Origin of the sequence: Luteimonas galliterrae, assembly GCF_023374055.1 — a bacterium.
GTDB lineage: Bacteria > Pseudomonadota > Gammaproteobacteria > Xanthomonadales > Xanthomonadaceae > Luteimonas_C > Luteimonas_C galliterrae.
Genome location: NZ_JAMBEP010000001.1, coordinates 1,738,277 through 1,755,197, shown reverse-complemented (window position 1 = coordinate 1,755,197; position 16,921 = coordinate 1,738,277). Strand labels below are relative to the sequence as shown.

The window sequence follows — 16,921 nt, the reverse complement described above, 5'->3', positions numbered from 1 at the left end:
AAGGTCGCGCGAAAGGGTCAAGAGCTCGCGGCTAAAGCCGCTCCCACAAAGAGCACAGCTCGCCGGCGCGGCAACTGATAAAGTCGGCGCACGATCCAAGGCATGAGGCCGCGATTGCCAGCCAACCGTCACCACCGCGAACCGGCAGCCCATGGCGGCTGACAAGGCAGCGCTGCCGATCGTGCTGCTGCCGCTCGGCACCGACGACGAGGCGCTGGACCGCTGCCTCGGAGCGCTCGACGCCGGCACGCCCGCCGGCACCCGCATCTGGCTGGCCGACGACGCGCAAGCCGGGCCGCGCGCGCTGGCCATCGTCGAACGCTGGCTGGTGCGCACGCCGCTCGCCGCCGATTACACGCGGCGCCAGCGCATGGTCGGCGAAGTTGCGCATTTGGACGAAGCTTTGAAAGCCTGCGGCGACGCCGACGTCGCCGTGCTCGCGCCCGATGCGATGCCCTCACCGGGCTGGCTGCAGCAACTCGCCGCGTGCCTCGCGCGCGATGCCGCCATCGCCACCGCCACGCCGTGGTGCAACGCAGGCGAATCCGCCTCATGGCCGCGCTGCGGCGAGATCGCGCCCTTGCCGGACGATCCCGAACGCCTGGCGCGTGCGGCTGCGACGTTGCCGCCGCTGCATCCGGAATTGCCGGCCGCAGTCGGCCACGCGGTGCTGCTGCGCGGCAGCGCGCGCCGTCGCGCAGGCGGATTGGATGCGGACAGCTACGGCTCCTGGTACGCCGCACTGGTCGACCTCTCGCTGCGCCTGTCGGGCCTGGGCTGGCGCAACGCGCTGTGCGAAACGGCCTACGTCGCGCGCGGCGGCGAGGGCGGCCCCTACGAAGGCGACATGGATGCGCTGGCCGCGCGCTGGCCGGACTGGCATGCGCGCATCGCCGGTTTCCTGATGAACGACCCGCTGCGCGACATGCGCGAACGGCTCGCGCAGCACTATGCGCAGGTCGACTTGCCGCAATCGCAGCACGACCTGTTCCCGCGCGACCGCGCGGACAGGCGTTGAGCGCGCGACGCATGGCCGACATCGCCGCCATCGTCGTCGCCTACCGGAGCGCCGCCACCATCGACGAATGCCTGTTGCGGCTGCGCGCCGCGGAAGGCGTCGCGCAGATCCGCGTGGTCGACAACGGCTCGCAGGACGGGACGCTGGACGTCGTGTTGCGGCATGCCGCGAGCGACGCGCGCCTGCGCTTCGTCGGCAATCCCGACAATCCCGGCTTCGCCGTGGCCTGCAACCAGGGCGCCCGCGACTGCGATGCGCCGTGGCTGGCGTTCGTCAATCCGGATTGCCTGGTGGAAACCGACACGCTCGCGCGTTTGCGCGCGCGCACGCAGCGGCTGGGACGCGAAGCGCTGCTGGGCGCCGATCTGGTCGACGAATCCGGCGCGCGCGACGCGGCCGCGCGACGCCGCGACCCGGATTTCGCCGCCATGCTCGGCTCGCGATCGGCGCGTTCGCTGGATCTGCCCGCCGACGATTTGCAAAGCCTGCAGCCGGTCGATGCGGTATCGGGCGCGTTGATGCTGATGCCGCGCACTTTGTTCGAAAGCATCGGCGGCTTCGACGAGAACTATCGCTTGCATGCCGAAGATCTGGATCTTTGCCGCCGCGCGCGTGCGGCCGGCGCGGCGATCGCCGTGGCCAACGACGTCCGCGTCTTGCACGTGCGCGGCGTGTCCAGCCGGTCGCGGCCGTTGTTCGTCGAATGGCACAAGCACCGTGGCTTGTGGCGGTATTTCAAGAAGTTCGAGGCTTCGCGACGCAGTCTGCCGACGCGCATGGCGGTGTTTTCCATGATATGGCTGCGCTTCCCGTTCGCCGCGCTACGCGCGATTGCGCGTTCTTCTTAGCCGCGCAAGCGAAACCACCCGACTGCGAGCTGGTCTTGCTGTACCTCCCCCCTTGAAAAAGGGGATTGAGGGGGATTTGCTTTTGCTCTGCATAGGGGGAGGCGCCAAAAGCAAATCCCCCTGTGTCCCCCTTTTTCAAAGGGGGAGAAGGCATAGTTCAGCGGTATCGGTTGATCTCGTCGCGAAGCGTCTTAGCCGCAATCGCGGCCGCTGCGGCGTAATCGTCGCCTTTCGAGGCATACAGGATCGCCCGCGAAGAACTGACGATCAGGCCGGTGCCATCGGCGGTCTTCGCATTCGTAACCACCGCCTCGACGTCGCCGCCCTGCGCGCCGACGCCGGGCACCAGGAACGGCACGTCGCCGACGATGGCGCGCACTTCGCGCAGTTGTTCCGGCCAGGTCGCACCGACGACCAGCGCGCAGTTGCCGTTATCGTTCCATTCGCGCGCCACTTTCTCGGCCACGTGCTGATACAGCGGGCGGCCGTCGACGCGCAGATCCTGCAGATCGCCGGCGCCGGGATTGGAGGTGCGGCACAGGATCACCACGCCCTTGTCCGCGCGGTCGAGGAAGGGCTGTACCGAATCGCGGCCCAGATAAGGGTTGGCGGTGACGGCGTCGGCGCGGTAACGGTCGAATGCTTCCGCGGCGTACTGCTGCGCAGTGCTGCCGATGTCGCCGCGCTTGGCGTCCAGGATCACCGGTATGCCCGGATGCTTGGCATGGATGTGCGCGATCAGTCGTTCCAGCGCGTCTTCGGCGCCGTGCGCGGCGAAGTGGGCGATCTGCGGTTTGAAGCAGCAGACGTATTCCGCGGTGGCGTCGGCGATGTCGCGGCAGAAGGCGAAGATCGCATCCGGGTCGCCCGCGAATCGGGCCGGGAACTTGGCCGGCTCGGGGTCCAGTCCTACGCAAACCAACGACGATGCGTTTTGCCAGCGTTGCTTCAGCGCAGTCGTGAAAGCCATGGTGGGGATCCTGTAGGCGAGGGTGCGTTGCTCAAATGCCGAGATGGTCCGCGTAGAAGATCCAGGCGCCCGCCACGATCAGTCCGTAGACGAGTCCGAACGCGCAGACCAACTGCGAATAGCGCAGCTCGGGATGGCGGCGGCCGATCGCACGCATGTCCAACAGCAAGGAAAACAGGCCGACGCCCCGTCCATCGGCAAGCGCCTGCCTCATGATGCGCTGCAAATGCACGGCGCACCACAGCAGCGGCAAGACGAGCAAAGATTGCGCGACGGCGACCAGCGCCAGCACCGGCACGCCGAGAGGACGTTCGCCGAAAGCCAGGACAAGGACCCGGCGCACGCCGGGATCGAACAGCGTCGCGGTCAGCAAGGCGTAGAGCAGGACCGGCAGCATCCACTCGTCGCGCTTGATCGGCATCGCCGCCCCTCGCCGGACCGCTTACTTGAGCGCCTTGAACCGCAACCGGTGCGGTTGCGCGCCCTCGTCGCCCATGCGCCGCTTCTTGTCTTCCTCGTACTCGCGATAGTTGCCCTGGAAGAACTCGACGTGGCTGTCGCCTTCGAAGGCCAGGATGTGGGTGGCGATGCGGTCCAGGAACCAGCGGTCGTGCGAGATCACGAACGTGTTGCCGGGGAATTCCAGCAACGCGTCTTCCAGCGCGCGCAGCGTTTCGATGTCCAGGTCGTTGGACGGTTCGTCCAGCAGCAGCACGTTGCCGCCCTGCAGCAGCGTCTTGGCCAGGTGCAAACGTCCGCGCTCGCCGCCGGACAAGGTGCCGACCAGCTTCTGCTGGTCTTGGCCCTTGAAGTTGAAGCGGCCGATGTAGGCGCGCGACTGGATCTCGATGCCGTTGATGTTGAGGATGTCGGCGCCGCCGGAGACTTCCTGGAAGACGTTGTGGTTGCCTTCCAGCTTCTCGCGGCTCTGGTCCACGTAGGCGATGTTGACGGTCGGGCCCTTGACGATCTCGCCTTTGTCCGGCTTTTCCTGCCCGGTGATCATCTTGAACAACGTCGACTTGCCGGCGCCGTTGGGGCCGATGATGCCGACGATCGCGCCGGGCGGGACGATGAAGCTCAAATCGTCGATCAGCAAGCGGTCGCCGAACGACTTGGACACGCCCTTGAACTCCATCACCGAATTGCCCAGGCGCTCGCCCGGCGGGATGAAGATCTCGTTGGTCTCGTTGCGCTTCTGGTAATCGACCGATTGCAGCTCTTCGATGCGCGCCAAACGCGCCTTGCCCTTGCTGCGGCCGCCCTTGGCGTTGCTGCGCGCCCACTCGAGTTCGCGCGCGATCGCCTTCTGGCGCGCCTTCTCGGAAGACTCTTCCTGCTTCAGGCGTTCTTCTTTCTGGATCAGCCACTCGGTGTAGTTGCCCTTCCACGGGATGCCGCGGCCGCGGTCGAGTTCCAGGATCCACTCGGCGGCGTTGTCGAGGAAGTAGCGGTCGTGCGTCACCGCCACCACGGTGCCGGTGTAGCGCGCCAGGAATTGCTCCAGCCATTCCACCGACTCGGCGTCGAGGTGGTTGGTGGGCTCGTCGAGCAGCAGCATGTCCGGCTTCTGCAGCAGCAGCTGGCACAGCGCGACGCGGCGCTTTTCGCCGCCGGAGAGCTTTCCGATCACGGCATCCCACGGCGGCAGGCGCAGCGCGTCGGCGGCCACTTCCAGCTGGTTTTCCAGGGTGTGCGCGTCGCCGGCGGCGAGGATCGACTCGAGCCGTTGCTGCTCGGCGGCGAGCTTGTCGAAGTCGGCGCCTTCTTCGGCATAGGCTTCGTAGATCTTGTCGAGCGCGGCCTGCGCCTGCAGCACTTCGCCGACGCCTTGCTCGACGGCTTCGCGCACGGTCTGGTTGGGATCCAGCAGCGGCTCCTGGGCCAGGTAGCCCACCTTGATGCCCGGCTGCGGACGCGCTTCGCCGATGAAATCCTTGTCGACGCCGGCCATGATCTTGAGCACCGTCGACTTGCCCGCGCCGTTCAGGCCGAGCAGGCCGATCTTGGCGCCCGGGAAGAACGACAGCGAGATGTCCTTGATGATCTGGCGCTTCGGCGGCACGACCTTGCTGACGCCGTTCATGGTGTAGATGTATTGCATGCGTAACTCCGGAATCCGGGCGCGCCGAGCCCGGCCGGATGGCCTGGGGATGGGCGGGCTAGGGGTTAATTATCCCGCAGGCGGGGCCTGCGTTCCAGCTTTGGGTGCCAGACGGCTCTTGCGGGAGGGCGTAGCCCGGGTAAGCGCAGCGCACCCGGGATGTCGAAGCGACCGTGTTCCCCGGGTGCGCTGCGCTTACCCGGGCTACGCCCTTCGACGAGCCTCAGATCCAAACGATGAACGCCACCACGCCGGCCACCAACGCGTACTTCAGCCCGTAATAAAGCGTCTTGTTGCGCTCGCGCAGGGCTTTGGCCTTGAGCCGGAACGCATAGAAGTACTTGAAAGCGCGATTGATGCCGCCGGTCTTGTCGCCCTCCATGTTGGGCGAGGCGCCGGCTGCGATCAGGTGGCGAGCGATGAAACGGTTCAATGCCCGCGCCCAGCCGAACTTCATCGGCCGCTCGATGTCGCAGAACAGGATGATCCGGTTCTCGTCCGAGTCGTTGCGGGCGTAGTGGATGTAGGTCTCGTCGAACATCGTCCACTGGCCGTCGCGCCAGCTGTAGCGCTGGCCGTCGACGCTGATGAAGCAGGCGTCGTCGTTCGGCGTTTCCAGGCCCAGGTGCAGGCGCAGCGAGCCGGCATACGGATCGCGGTGCGGCCGCAGTTCCGAGCCCGGCGGCAGCTCGGTGAACATCGCCGCCTTGACGCTCGGGATCGAGCGCAGCAGGGCGGTGGTGTTGGGGCAAAGCTCGGCGGCGGAAGGGTGCGCGTCGTCGTACCACTTCAGGTAGAAGCGCTTCCAGCCGCGCCGGAAGAAGGAATTGAAGCCGACGTCGTTATAGCCGGATGCGGCCTTGATGTGCTGCTGCTCGCGCAGGTAGCGGGCTTCCTCGCGGATGTTCTGCCAGTTGGCCCGCAACGGTTCCAGCTCGGGGAAATGGCGTTCCAGGTCGCCCACGAACGGCGTGGTCGGCACCCGCGACAGGGCGTACATCAGCACGTTGATCGGCGCCATGAAGGTGGAATGGTCCAGCAACTGGCGGTTCCAGCGGTGGCGCACCGCGCCGCGGAAGTGCACGTACAGCGCGCTGGCGACGAACAGCAGGACTAGGATCCATTTCAAAGCGGCTTCCTCGGCGGGCGGACGGGCGAATCGGCGCGGCGTCCGGGCCATGGCGGGGTTTTGGTTATGGCCGCATTCTAAGCCCTGGGCTACCATGCCGGCTGGGTCGGGAAATGCGGCCCGCGCCGTTTTTTTCAACCCCCACAGAGGTTTGCGAATGTTCCCCAGCTCCGCCCGTATCGCCGGTTACGACGACGAACTCGCCAAGGCCATCGCCGACGAGGCGCGGCGCCAGGAAGACCATGTCGAGCTGATCGCCTCCGAAAACTACGCCAGCCCGCGGGTCATGGAGGCGCAGGGCAGCCAGCTGACCAACAAATACGCCGAAGGCTACCCCGGCAAGCGCTACTACGGCGGCTGCGAATACGTCGATATCGCCGAACAACTGGCGATCGACCGGGTGAAGCAGCTGTTCGGCGCCGATTACGCCAACGTGCAACCGCATTCGGGCTCGCAGGCCAATCAGGCCGTGTATTTCGCGCTGCTCAATCCGGGCGACACGATCCTGGGCATGTCGCTGGCGCATGGCGGCCATCTGACCCACGGCGCCAAGGTCAACCTCAGCGGCAAGATCCTCAATGCGATCCAGTACGGCGTCGACGAAAACGGCTTCATCGATTACGACGAAGTCGAGCGGCTGGCGCTGGAACACAAACCGAAGATGGTGGTCGCGGGGTTCTCCGCGTATTCGCAAGTCGTCGATTGGGCGCGCTTCCGCGCCATCGCCGACAAGGTCGGCGCGTATCTGTTCGTCGACATGGCGCACGTCGCCGGCCTGATCGCCGCCGGCGTGTACCCGAGTCCGTTGCCGCACGCGCATGTGGTCACTTCCACTACGCACAAGACGCTGCGCGGGCCGCGCGGCGGAATCATCGTTGCGAAGGGCGCTGGCGAGGAAATCGAGAAGAAGCTGCAGTCGATCGTGTTCCCCGGCATCCAGGGCGGACCGTTGATGCACGTGATCGCCGCCAAGGCCGTGGCTTTCAAAGAAGCGTTGGAGCCGGATTTCAAGGATTACCAGCAGCAGGTCGTCAAGAACGCGCAGGCGATGGCCGACACCATCATCAAGCGCGGCTACAAGATCGTCTCCGGCGGCACCCAGAACCACCTGATGCTGGTCGACATGATCGGCAAGGGCATCACCGGCAAGGACGCGGAAGCCGCGCTCGGCAAGGCCCACATCACCGTCAACAAGAACGCGGTGCCCAACGATCCGCAGAAGCCGTTCGTCACTTCCGGATTGCGCATCGGCACGCCGGCGGTGACCACGCGCGGTTACAAGGAAGCCGATTGCGTGGCGCTGGCAAATTGGATTTGCGATGTGCTGGACAATCCCAGGGACGAGAACGTGATTGCGGGTGTGCGTGAGAACGTCACCAAGCAGTGCAAGCAGTTTCCGGTTTACGGCGGATAGGTTGTAATCGAGTAAACGATGCATTGCCCCTTCTGCCAGCACGTAGACACCCGCGTCATCGACTCGCGCGTCAGCGACGACGGCGCGACGATCCGCCGCCGCCGCGAGTGCGAAGCCTGCGGCGAACGCTTCAGCACGCTGGAAACGGTGGAGCTCAAGCTGCCGGCGATCATCAAGTCCGACGGCCGCCGCGACAACTTCGATGCGCGCAAGTTGCGCCTGAGCTTCGACCGCGCGCTGCACAAGCGCCCGGTCTCGGAAGAGCAGATCGAATCGGCCGTGCGCGCCGTCGTTCACCAACTGCGCATGACCACCGAGCGCGAGCTGCCGTCGCGTCGCGTCGGCGAATTCGTGATGGCCGAGTTGCGCAAGCTCGACCACGTCGCCTTCGTGCGCTTCGCTTCGGTCTACCGTTCGTTCGAGGATGTGGCCGATTTCCGCGAGGAACTGGACCGGCTCGAGCGCGACCTGCCCGGCGAAGGGCAGCTGCCGCTGCTCGCGGCCGATGTCGTACCTATCGAAAAGGGGCGCAAGAAATGAACGTATCTTCGCGGTGGTGGCTGTCGGTCGCGCTGGCGATCGCCGGAACGGGCCTGGCCCAGGCGCAGCAGAAGGACGGGTCCGGCGGCCGCGTCGACCCGGCGCTGGTCGGCCACTACTACCTCAACGGCGTCATGGAAACAGGCTCCGAAATGCTGCTGAACGCCGACGGTCGCTTCCAGTGGATGATGGTCTACGGCGCGCTCGATCAGACCGCGCAGGGACGCTGGCACCGCATCGGCGACCGTGTGGTGCTGCAGTCGGACCCGGTCGCCAAGACGCCGGAATTCCGTCCCTTCACCGATGCGGAGATGCAATCGCACCCGCCGTCGTCCGCCGATGCGTGGACCGCGGTGGTCGGCATTCCCGAGCAGGGGCCGATGTCCGGCGTCGAAGTGATGTTCGAAAGCGACGACGGCAAGACCCAGACGCGCATCACCGGCGCCGACGGCATGGCGACGCTGCAGCCGTTCCCGAAAGGCCGCAACTGGACGCGCGCCGCATTGCGCAGGCAGGGCCGCAACGAAGCATGGCAATGGTTCGCGTTGCCCGAGCCATGGCAGTCGGAACGGTTCGCCGCCTATTTCGTGAAGGATGCGTCCGCCTACCGGAAAACCGCGTTCGAAAAAATGGAATTGCGCGTCGACGGCAGGGAACTGGTGCCGTCGTGGCCCTGGGAAGACGGCAAAGAGCGGGGCCGTTACGCGCGTGAATGATGCGAATGCGAACGCGCCGGGCTTCACCGCCGTCGACTACGCGATGATGGCGCAGGCCCTGCGCCTGGCCGAGCGCGCGGCATACACCACCAAGCCCAATCCGATGGTCGGTTGCGTGATCGCGCAGGGCGAAGAAGTCGTCGGCGAAGGCTGGCACCAGCGCAAGGGCGGGCCGCACGCGGAAGTTTTCGCGCTGCAGGCGGCCGGCGAGCGCGCGCGCGGCGCGACCGCTTACGTCACCCTCGAACCCTGCGCGCACACGGGCAACACCGGGCCGTGCGCGGATGCGCTGATCGCGGCAGGGGTAGCGCATGTGGTTGCTGCGATGCGCGATCCTTTCCCGCAGGTCAACGGCGCCGGCTTCGACAAGCTGCGGGCGGCCGGCATCGCGGTCCGGCACGGATTGATGGAAGCGCAGGCGCGGCATCTCAACCGCGGCTTCTTGTCGCGCATCGAGCGCGGCCGGCCCTGGCTGCGGATCAAGCTCGCCACCAGCATCGACGGCCGTACTGCGATGGCCAGTGGCGATTCCAAATGGATCAGCGGCGATGCGGCCCGCGGCGACGTGCACCGCTGGCGCGCGCGCAGCGGCGCGATCCTGACCGGCTCGGGCACGGTGCTGGCGGACGATCCGCACCTTACCGTGCGTTTCGACGAACCGACCGAATTCGTCGCGCCGCTGCGCGTGGTGCTCGATCCCGGCCTGGCCACCGTGACACGCGGCCACGTGCGCGAAGGCGCCGCGCCGACGTTGTACCTGCACGCCGCCGATGCCAAGCCGCCGCGCGACCTGTCCGCGCAGCACGCCGCGGTACCGATGCGCGACGGCAAGCTCGATCTGGACGCCGTGCTGAAACTGTTGGCCGAGCGCGAGATCAACGAAGTGCAGGTCGAGGCCGGCGCCACGCTGGCCGGCGCCTTCCTGTGCGCCGGCCTGGTAGACGAGCTGCTGCTGTACGTCGCGCCGGTGCTGCTCGGCGAGCGCGCGCGGCCGCTGTTCGAAGGCCTGTGCATCGACGAGATGGCGCAGCGCCTGCGCCTGCGCATCGTCGAAACGCGGCGCATCGGCGACGACGTGCGCGTGCTGCTGCAGCCCGACGCCGCCGCATGAGTTTCAAAGACCATTTCTCCGCCTCCGCGGCCGATTACGCGGCTGCGCGTCCCGAATACCCGCAGGCCCTGTTCCAGTGGATCGCTTCCGTCGCGCCGTCGCGCGGCCGGGCATGGGAAGCCGGCTGCGGCAGCGGCCAGGCCACTCGCGACTTGGCCGCGCATTTCGACGCGGTCTACGCCACCGACCCGAGCGCCGCGCAGATCGCGCAGGCCTATGCCCCGGACAACGTGGTGTTCGCGGTCGAAGCCGGCGAACGTTGCGTGCTGCCTGCGGCCAGCGTCGATGCGGTCTGCGTCGCGCAGGCCTTGCACTGGTTCGACCGTGCGGCGTTCTTCGCCGAATGCGAACGCGTGCTCAAGCTCGGCGGCGTGCTGGCGGCCTGGGGCTACCAGGACATCGTCGTGCCGCCTGCGCTGGAGGCGGCCAATACCGCGTTCCAGGACGAAATCCGCGCCTATTGGCCGCCCGAGCGCCGGCTGATCGACGAAGCCTACGCGGATTTCGACTGGCCGTTCGCGGCGCTGGATCCGCCGGCTTTCGCGATGCAGGCGGACTGGCCGCTGTCGCGCCTGCTGGCCTATTTCTCGAGCTATTCGGCGGTGAAGCAATACCGCCAGGCGCGCGGCGCCGACCCCGTCGCGGCCCATGCGGGGGCGTTCGCCGCGGCCTGGGGCGACGCGGATGCAACGCAGCGTCTGCACTGGCCGCTGTTCGTGCACGCCCGCCGCAAGAACGCCGGGTGATAGAATGCGCGGGCCGGTTCGCCGGCATCGTCTCAACCACAATTCGTTGAAACGTCTTCAGGGCGGGGTGCGATTCCCCACCGGCGGTAGGTGCGGCGCTCCATGGAGCACGCACGAGCCCGCGAGCGCTTCCGGCGGCCGTATTCGTACGCGTGCCGGAAGGTCAGCAGACCCGGTCCGATGCCGGGGCCGACGGTGATAGTCCGGATGAAAGAAGACGGCAAGGCGCGGCCTGGCGGCCGTGCGCCTGCCTCATGCCTTGGGCGTTTTTCGCGTTGTCCGATGCGGGAAGCGTTTCATGTTCACAGGCCTTGTCGAAGGTGTCGGATCGCTGGCGGCGCGCGAGGCGCGCGGCGGCGACGCCCGTTTGCGGATCGCCGCCGGCACGCTGCCGTTCGCCGATGTCGCCTTGGGCGAAAGCATTTCGGTCAACGGCGTCTGCCTGACCGTGGTCGCGTTCGATGCGGCGTCGTTCGATGTCGACGCTTCCAACGAAACCCTGTCGCTGACGACGCTGGGCCGGCTGCCGATCGGCAGCGCGGTGAATCTCGAGCGCGCGATGAAGCCCACCGACCGCCTCGGCGGGCATCTGGTCAGCGGCCATGTCGACGGGGTCGGCGGCGTGCTGCGCATCGAGGACGACGCGCGCGCCCAACGTTGGAGGTTCTCGGCGCCGGCGCCGTTGCTGAAGTACATCGCCCAAAAAGGCTCGATTTGCGTCGACGGCGTCAGCCTGACCGTGAACGCGGTCGATGGCGAAGGCTTCGAAGTCGCGCTGATCCCGCACACGGTGTCGCATACCGCGTTCTCGGCCACGCAGGTCGGCGATGCGGTGAATCTCGAAGTGGATCTGGTGGCGCGCTACGTCGAGCGGCTTTTGCAAGCCCCCAAATAACCGTCATCCCAGCGAAAGCTGGGACCCATTTGATTTTGATCTTTACAGCAATAACAGCAACAGCAACATGGGTCCCAGCTTTCGCTGGGATGACGGAAAAACAGAGCACAACGACCATGACCTTCGCCCCCATCCCCGAACTGCTCGAAGAAATCCGCGCCGGCCGCATGGTCGTCATCGTCGACGACGAAGACCGCGAGAACGAAGGCGACCTGATCATGGCCGCCGAACTGGTGCGCCCCACCGACATCAATTTCATGGTCACCCATGCGCGCGGACTGGTTTGCCTGTCGCTGACGCGCGAACGCTGTCGCCAGCTCGGCCTGCCGCCGATGGTGCGCGACAACACCTCGCCGCACGGCACCAATTTCACCGTCAGCATCGAAGCGGCCGAAGGCGTGACCACCGGCATCTCCGCCTACGACCGCGCGCATACCATCCGCACGGCGGTGCGCCCCGATGCGAGCGCGGCCGACCTGTCGCAACCGGGACACATCTTCCCGCTGATGACCCAGCCCGGCGGCGTGCTCAACCGCGCCGGCCACACCGAAGCGGCCAGCGACCTCGCTCTGCTCGCGGGCCTGGAACCTGCTGGCGTGCTCGTCGAAATCCTCAACGCCGACGGCACCATGGCGCGCCGTCCGCAGCTGGAAGCCTTCGCCCGCGTGCACGGGTTGAAGATGGGTTCGATCGAGGAATTGATCCGCTACCGTTTGCACAACGAGCACACCATAGAACGCGTCGACGAGCGCGAGATCGACACCGAACACGGCCCGTTCCGACTGCACACCTATCGCGACCGCGTCAGCCATGCGCTGCACTTCGCGCTGCTGCGCGGCGAAGCCGACCCGGCGACACCGACCTTGGTGCGCGTGCACATGCTCAATCCGCTGGCCGACGCCCTGCATTGGCGGCGCGCCGATTTCGGTCCGGCGGTCGGGGAAGTGCTGGCGACGATCGCCAAGCAAGGCGCCGGCGCGCTGGTATTGCTCGGCGAGACGCCGAACGCCGAAGCGCTGCTCGCCCGCATCCGCGAGCAGCCCGAGCAGGCCCGCGCGGAGCCCGCCGGCCGCGGCGGCGCCCTGGCCGAATGGCGCCGCAACGGCGCCGGCAGCCAGATCCTGGCCGATCTGGGTCTGGGCAAGCTGCGCGTGCTGGGCACGCCGCGCAAGCAGGTGGGGCTGGCGGGGTTCGGGCTGGAGGTCGTGGAGTATGTCGAGGCTTAACCTCCTTTCTCGTCATCCCAACGAAAGCTGGGACCCATGTTGCTGTGGGGGCCGACTAATCAAAATCAAAATGGGTCCCAGCTTTCGCTGGGATGACGGAATCGGGAGGCTCCGGTGCCCCGGCTCGCCGCTTGCTAAACTGCGCAACCCACCAGGCCCGCCCATCACATGACCCTGCACGAAGGCGACCTGCGCGCCCCCGATAACGCGCGCTTCGCGATCATCGCCAGCCGCTGGAACCCGCGCATCACCGATACGCTGGTGGCGGGCGCTCGCAAGACTTTCGCCGAGCATGGCGTGACGGAGCAGGCGGTGGACGTGATCCGCGTGCCGGGCGCCTGGGAAATCCCGGCTGCGGCGGCGCGCCTTGCCGCGGCCGGTTCGCATAGCGCCATCGTCGCGCTGGGTTGCGTGATCCGCGGCGATACGCGCCACTACGAGCATGTCGCCGACAATTGCGCGCAGGGCCTGATGCGCGTGTCGTTGGATTTCCGCGTGCCGGTGGCCAACGGCGTATTGGCGGTGGACGAGCCCGAAGATGCGGAAGCGCGCGCCGGCGGCAGCCACGGCAACAAGGGCGAGGAATGCGCGCTGGTCGCGATCGAAATGGCGAGCCTGATGGGCAAGCTGCCGTGACGCGCCACCGGTCCAAGGGCGGCATCGACCCGGTCGCGCGTTCGCGCGCGCGCCGTCGCGCGATGCAGGCGGTTTACGCGTGGCAGATGTCCGGCGGCGACGTGCGCCAGGTGATCGCGCAGTTCGCCCACGAGCAGGCGCACGAGGTCGCCGATCTGGAATACTTCGAAGACCTGGTGCGCGGCGTGCTGCAGCACCGCAGCGAGCTGGACCAGGCCTTGCAGCCTTACCTCGATCGCGAAATCGAACTGGTCGACCCGATCGAGCGCGCCGTGCTGCGCATCGCCGCCTATGAAATGCGGCATCGCATCGACGTGCCGTATCGCGTGATCATCAACGAGGCGTTGGAAACGGCCAAGCGCTTCGGCTCCGAGCACGGCCACACTTTCGTCAACGGCGTGCTGGACCACGCCGCGGTCGAATGGCGCGCGGTGGAAGTGAACGCCGCGCGGCCGAAGTGACTGCTGAGTTCGACCTGATCGAACGCATCCGCATGCGTGCGGGAGCGCGCAGCGACGTGATCCTGGGCATAGGCGACGACGCCGCCCTGTTGCAGGTGCCGGCGGGCAAGCAATTGGTCGTCGCCATGGACACGCTCAACGAAGGCGTGCATTTCCCACCCGAAACCATGGCCGCCGACATCGGCTGGAAGTCTCTGGCCGTCAATTTGTCCGATTTGTCGGCGATGGGCGCGCAGCCGGCCTGGTGCACGCTGTCTTTGTCGTTGCCGCAGGCGGACCGAGCATGGTTGGATGAATTCCTCGACGGATTTCTGGCGTTGGCCGCCAGCCATGGCGTCGCGCTGGTAGGCGGCGACACCACGCGCGGGCCGTTGTCGGTTTGCGTGACGGCGCATGGCTTTGTCGATGAAGGAAGGGCATTGCGGCGTGACGGCGCGCGGCCCGGCGATGACGTATGGGTCAGCGGCACGCTGGGCGATGCCGCAGCCGCTTTGGCGCAATGGCGTGATGGCGAGCCCGTCGTTTCCGCTTTGAAAACCAGGCTCGACCGGCCCACGCCGCGTACAGCGTTAGGTCTCGCGTTGCACGGAATCGCGAACGCATGCATCGATGTTTCCGATGGTTTGCTGGCCGATCTCGGCCACGTGTGCCGCAGCAGCGGCGTCGGCGCGGAAATATCGGTTATGGAACTGCCTGCGTCGGATGCGCTGCTCGGCGCCTTTGATGAAGGTACGCGCTTTATTTTCCAAGCTACGGGTGGCGACGATTACGAGTTGTGCTTCGCTGCGCCTGAGCATTGCCGCGATGCGATTGAGGCGATCGGCGAGCAAGAGAGAATCCGCGTGACGCGCATCGGGCGCATTATTGCGGGGCAGGGCGTCCGCGCATTGCGGCGCGATGGAAGTCCATGGGCGCCGCCGAGCGCCGGTTACACGCATTTCGTTTCATAGCTTTTTGCTTCTGCTTTTGTAGGAGCGGCTTCAGCCGCGAGCTTTTCTAGCAAGGGTGCGCTCGGGCGAGGCGGCGCGAAAAGCGGACCCCTCTCCCTGGCCTTTGGCCTGTCCCTCTCCCGCAGAGGGGAGAGGGCAAAATGGCTACGGCAGCACCTTGCCCGGATTCAATAGACCATCGGGGTCGAAAGCGTTTTTTACGGCACGCATCGCCGCCAAGGTCGCCGGATCGAAGGCGTGCGCCATGAAATCGCGCTTGGCGAGGCCGATGCCGTGCTCGCCGGACAGCGTGCCGCCCAGTTGCAGCGTCAGCGTGAACAGGCGCGGCAGCGCGGCCTGGGCGCGGGCGTCCTGGCCGGCGTCGTCGGGGTCGTACAAGATGTTGGCGTGCAGGTTGCCGTTGCCGGCATGGCCGAAGGCGACGATCGGCAGGTCGAACTCCCGCGCCAGCGCCTGGATGCCGTCGACCAGTTCGGGGATGCGCGACACCGGAACCACCACGTCCTCGTTGATCTTGCCCGGCGCGATGCTGCGCAACGCGGGCGACAAGGCTTTGCGCGCGGCCCAGAGCTTTTCGCTGGCGATCTCGTCCGGTGCGGTGTCGAGCGAAAGCAAGCCTTCGCCGCGCGCGGCTTGCGCCAGCACGGCGACCGCGTGCGGCAGCGTGGCGGCGTCGCCGTCGGCTTCGATCATCAGCAACGCGCCGGCGTCGGGAATGTCGGTGCCGCCGACGTCGCGCGCCAGTTCGATGCAGGCCGCATCCATGAATTCGAGCATCGCCGGTGTCGTCGGCTGGGCCATGATCCGCGACACCGCGGCCGCTGCGCTGGCGACGTCGGCGTACAGCGCGCGCAGGCTGGCGCGCTGCGGCGGCACGGGCGCAAGCTTCAGGGTGGCGTCGACGATCAGCGCTAGCGTGCCTTCGCTGCCGACGATCAGGTGGGTGAGGTCGTAGCCGGTCGCGTCCTTGGTGGTCGCGCTGCCGCAATGGATCAGTTCGCCGGTGCCGGTGACGGCGGTCAGGCCGAGCACGTTGTCGCGGGTGGCGCCGTATTTCACGGTGTGCGGGCCGCCGGCGTTGCAGGCCAGGTTGCCGCCGACGGTGCACAGTTCGGCGCTGGCCGGATCCGGCGGCCAGAACAGGCCGTGCGGGGCCAGCGCGCGCTGCAGATCTCCGTTAAGCACGCCCGGTTCGACGACGGCGTAGCGGTCGCCGGCGCGGATCTCGAGGATGCGGTTCATGCGTTCGAACGACACCACCACGCCGCCCGCTATAGGCAGCACGGCGCCGGTGCTGCTGGTGCCGGCGCCGCGTGCGACGATCGGCACGCGGTGCGCGCGGCAGGCGCGCACCAGCGCTACGACTTGTTCGCGCGTGTTCGGCAAGGCGACGGCGTCCGGCAGCGCGGAACGGCGGGAGTTGTCGTTGCCGTGCGCCTGGCGCTCGTCTTCGCCGGTTCGCCAGCCGTCTCCGAGCAGGGCGGCGAGTTCTTGGTCGAGGGCGGCAGGAAGCGAGGTCATTCGCCGATTGTAGTCCTTGCCGAGTTTTGTCCCGATCGCCGGGCGCGATGATCCCGACGTTAACCGCGATGACGGCATCTCTCCCGTTCTGTAGAGCGGAGCTCGCCCCGCTGCCTTTGCTCCAGCTGGGGCTTGCCCCGCTGCTCTTGCCGCGGCTTTGTAGAGCGGAGCTTGCTCCGCTGCTCTTGCTCTTAGGCCGTTCGCTCTTAAGCCCTTAGCTCTTAAGCCGTCATCCCAGCGAACGCTGGGACCCATGTTGCTTTTGCTGTTGCCCCTAAGCCGTCATCCCGGCGAAGGCCGGGATCCAGGCCCGCGTCCTCGCCAGCTGCGCTGCGACTCGCGCCATGGACAAAGGCTTCCGGCTGCGCCGGGTCACTTTCTTTGTTGGCCCAAAGAAAGTAACCCAAGAAAGGGCCTGAACTGCGGTGCGATGCGTCGTGCCTGAAAGTCCGCCAGCGACCCTGCTTTCGTCGCAGGTGACCTTCTTACGCAGGTACTAGATTTTGATTCGCAGCCTATGGGTGACGTGGCTTTTGCGGAGTTGCGCTAAGGAGGCGTTCTGATCGATCGCCTCGGATCTAATATCGAAGCGACGGCGGAATCCCGAGGGCCGGCGATAAGGGGCCAAGAACACGG

At 66.8% G+C, this 16,921-nt stretch carries 17 protein-coding genes and 1 riboswitch; of the genes, 12 read left to right on the top strand and 5 right to left on the bottom strand.

Annotated elements, in window-relative coordinates; translation table 11 throughout:
• Nucleotides 1–151 precede the first annotated feature (151 nt).
• The gene (locus M2650_RS08100) at nt 152–1,018 is read left to right on the top strand and encodes a glycosyltransferase family 2 protein (protein WP_249473176.1); all 867 of its coding nucleotides are present in this window, start codon (nt 152–154) and stop codon (nt 1,016–1,018) included.
• An 11-nt stretch (nt 1,019–1,029) separates the two neighbouring features.
• Entirely contained in the window at nt 1,030–1,866 is an 837-nt protein-coding gene (locus tag M2650_RS08095; RefSeq protein WP_249473174.1) for a glycosyltransferase family 2 protein, read from the top strand.
• Between the two features lie 157 nt (nt 1,867–2,023).
• Here the strand turns inward: M2650_RS08095 and pyrF are convergent, their stop codons facing one another.
• From pyrF to lpxO, 4 genes are all read right to left on the bottom strand, one after another.
• Entirely contained in the window at nt 2,024–2,836 is an 813-nt protein-coding gene (pyrF, locus tag M2650_RS08090; protein ID WP_249473173.1) for an orotidine-5'-phosphate decarboxylase, read from the bottom strand.
• A gap of 31 nt (nt 2,837–2,867) precedes the next feature.
• Nucleotides 2,868–3,257 (bottom strand): hypothetical protein, encoded by a 390-nt coding sequence (locus M2650_RS08085; protein ID WP_249473172.1) that lies wholly within the window; start codon nt 3,255–3,257, stop codon nt 2,868–2,870.
• Between the two features lie 21 nt (nt 3,258–3,278).
• Nucleotides 3,279–4,940, bottom strand: a complete 1,662-nt coding sequence (gene ettA / locus M2650_RS08080; RefSeq protein ID WP_249473171.1) for an energy-dependent translational throttle protein EttA — start codon at nt 4,938–4,940, stop codon at nt 3,279–3,281.
• 223 nt (nt 4,941–5,163) lie between these two features.
• Nucleotides 5,164–6,120 (bottom strand): lipid A hydroxylase LpxO, encoded by a 957-nt coding sequence (gene lpxO / locus M2650_RS08075; protein WP_249473170.1) that lies wholly within the window; start codon nt 6,118–6,120, stop codon nt 5,164–5,166.
• 106 nt (nt 6,121–6,226) lie between these two features.
• On the opposite strand from lpxO, the gene glyA reads away from it, so the two are divergent.
• The 10 genes from glyA (at nt 6,227) to thiL (ending at nt 14,764) form a co-directional block, all read left to right on the top strand.
• Complete coding sequence (gene glyA, locus M2650_RS08070; protein ID WP_249473169.1) at nt 6,227–7,483, top strand: serine hydroxymethyltransferase; 1,257 nt, start codon at nt 6,227–6,229, stop codon at nt 7,481–7,483.
• Between the two features lie 18 nt (nt 7,484–7,501).
• The gene (gene nrdR / locus M2650_RS08065; RefSeq protein ID WP_249473168.1) at nt 7,502–8,023 is read left to right on the top strand and encodes a transcriptional regulator NrdR; all 522 of its coding nucleotides are present in this window, start codon (nt 7,502–7,504) and stop codon (nt 8,021–8,023) included.
• Nucleotides 8,020–8,739, top strand: coding sequence for a hypothetical protein (locus M2650_RS08060; protein ID WP_249473167.1), 720 nt, complete (start codon nt 8,020–8,022; stop codon nt 8,737–8,739). The genes nrdR and M2650_RS08060 overlap by 4 nt, the downstream gene beginning before the upstream one ends.
• A gap of 43 nt (nt 8,740–8,782) precedes the next feature.
• Nucleotides 8,783–9,850: a bifunctional diaminohydroxyphosphoribosylaminopyrimidine deaminase/5-amino-6-(5-phosphoribosylamino)uracil reductase RibD gene (gene ribD, locus M2650_RS08055; RefSeq protein ID WP_249474307.1), complete on the top strand. Its 1,068-nt coding sequence runs from the start codon at nt 8,783–8,785 to the stop codon at nt 9,848–9,850.
• A complete protein-coding gene (locus M2650_RS08050; protein WP_249473166.1) occupies nt 9,847–10,596 on the top strand; it encodes a class I SAM-dependent methyltransferase in 750 nt (249 codons plus the stop codon). Before ribD ends, M2650_RS08050 begins: the two co-directional genes overlap by 4 nt.
• A 49-nt stretch (nt 10,597–10,645) precedes the next feature.
• Nucleotides 10,646–10,819, top strand: a riboswitch (FMN riboswitch).
• Nucleotides 10,820–10,894: 75 nt separating this feature from the next.
• Nucleotides 10,895–11,491, top strand: a complete 597-nt coding sequence (locus M2650_RS08045) for a riboflavin synthase (protein WP_249473165.1) — start codon at nt 10,895–10,897, stop codon at nt 11,489–11,491.
• Between the two features lie 116 nt (nt 11,492–11,607).
• The gene (gene ribB, locus M2650_RS08040; protein WP_249473164.1) at nt 11,608–12,717 is read left to right on the top strand and encodes a 3,4-dihydroxy-2-butanone-4-phosphate synthase; all 1,110 of its coding nucleotides are present in this window, start codon (nt 11,608–11,610) and stop codon (nt 12,715–12,717) included.
• A gap of 168 nt (nt 12,718–12,885) precedes the next feature.
• Nucleotides 12,886–13,353, top strand: coding sequence for a 6,7-dimethyl-8-ribityllumazine synthase (ribH, locus tag M2650_RS08035; RefSeq protein WP_249473162.1), 468 nt, complete (start codon nt 12,886–12,888; stop codon nt 13,351–13,353).
• Nucleotides 13,350–13,814, top strand: a complete 465-nt coding sequence (gene nusB, locus M2650_RS08030; RefSeq protein WP_249473160.1) for a transcription antitermination factor NusB — start codon at nt 13,350–13,352, stop codon at nt 13,812–13,814. The genes ribH and nusB overlap by 4 nt, the downstream gene beginning before the upstream one ends.
• Nucleotides 13,775–14,764, top strand: coding sequence for a thiamine-phosphate kinase (gene thiL / locus M2650_RS08025; RefSeq protein ID WP_425602511.1), 990 nt, complete (start codon nt 13,775–13,777; stop codon nt 14,762–14,764). The genes nusB and thiL overlap by 40 nt, the downstream gene beginning before the upstream one ends.
• Before the next feature lie 144 nt (nt 14,765–14,908).
• On the opposite strand, the gene M2650_RS08020 is transcribed toward thiL, so the two are convergent.
• Nucleotides 14,909–16,285 carry an FAD-binding oxidoreductase gene (locus M2650_RS08020; RefSeq protein ID WP_249473158.1) on the bottom strand — a complete coding sequence of 459 codons (1,377 nt, stop codon included), beginning with the start codon at nt 16,283–16,285 and terminating at the stop codon, nt 14,909–14,911.
• Nucleotides 16,286–16,921 lie beyond the last annotated feature (636 nt).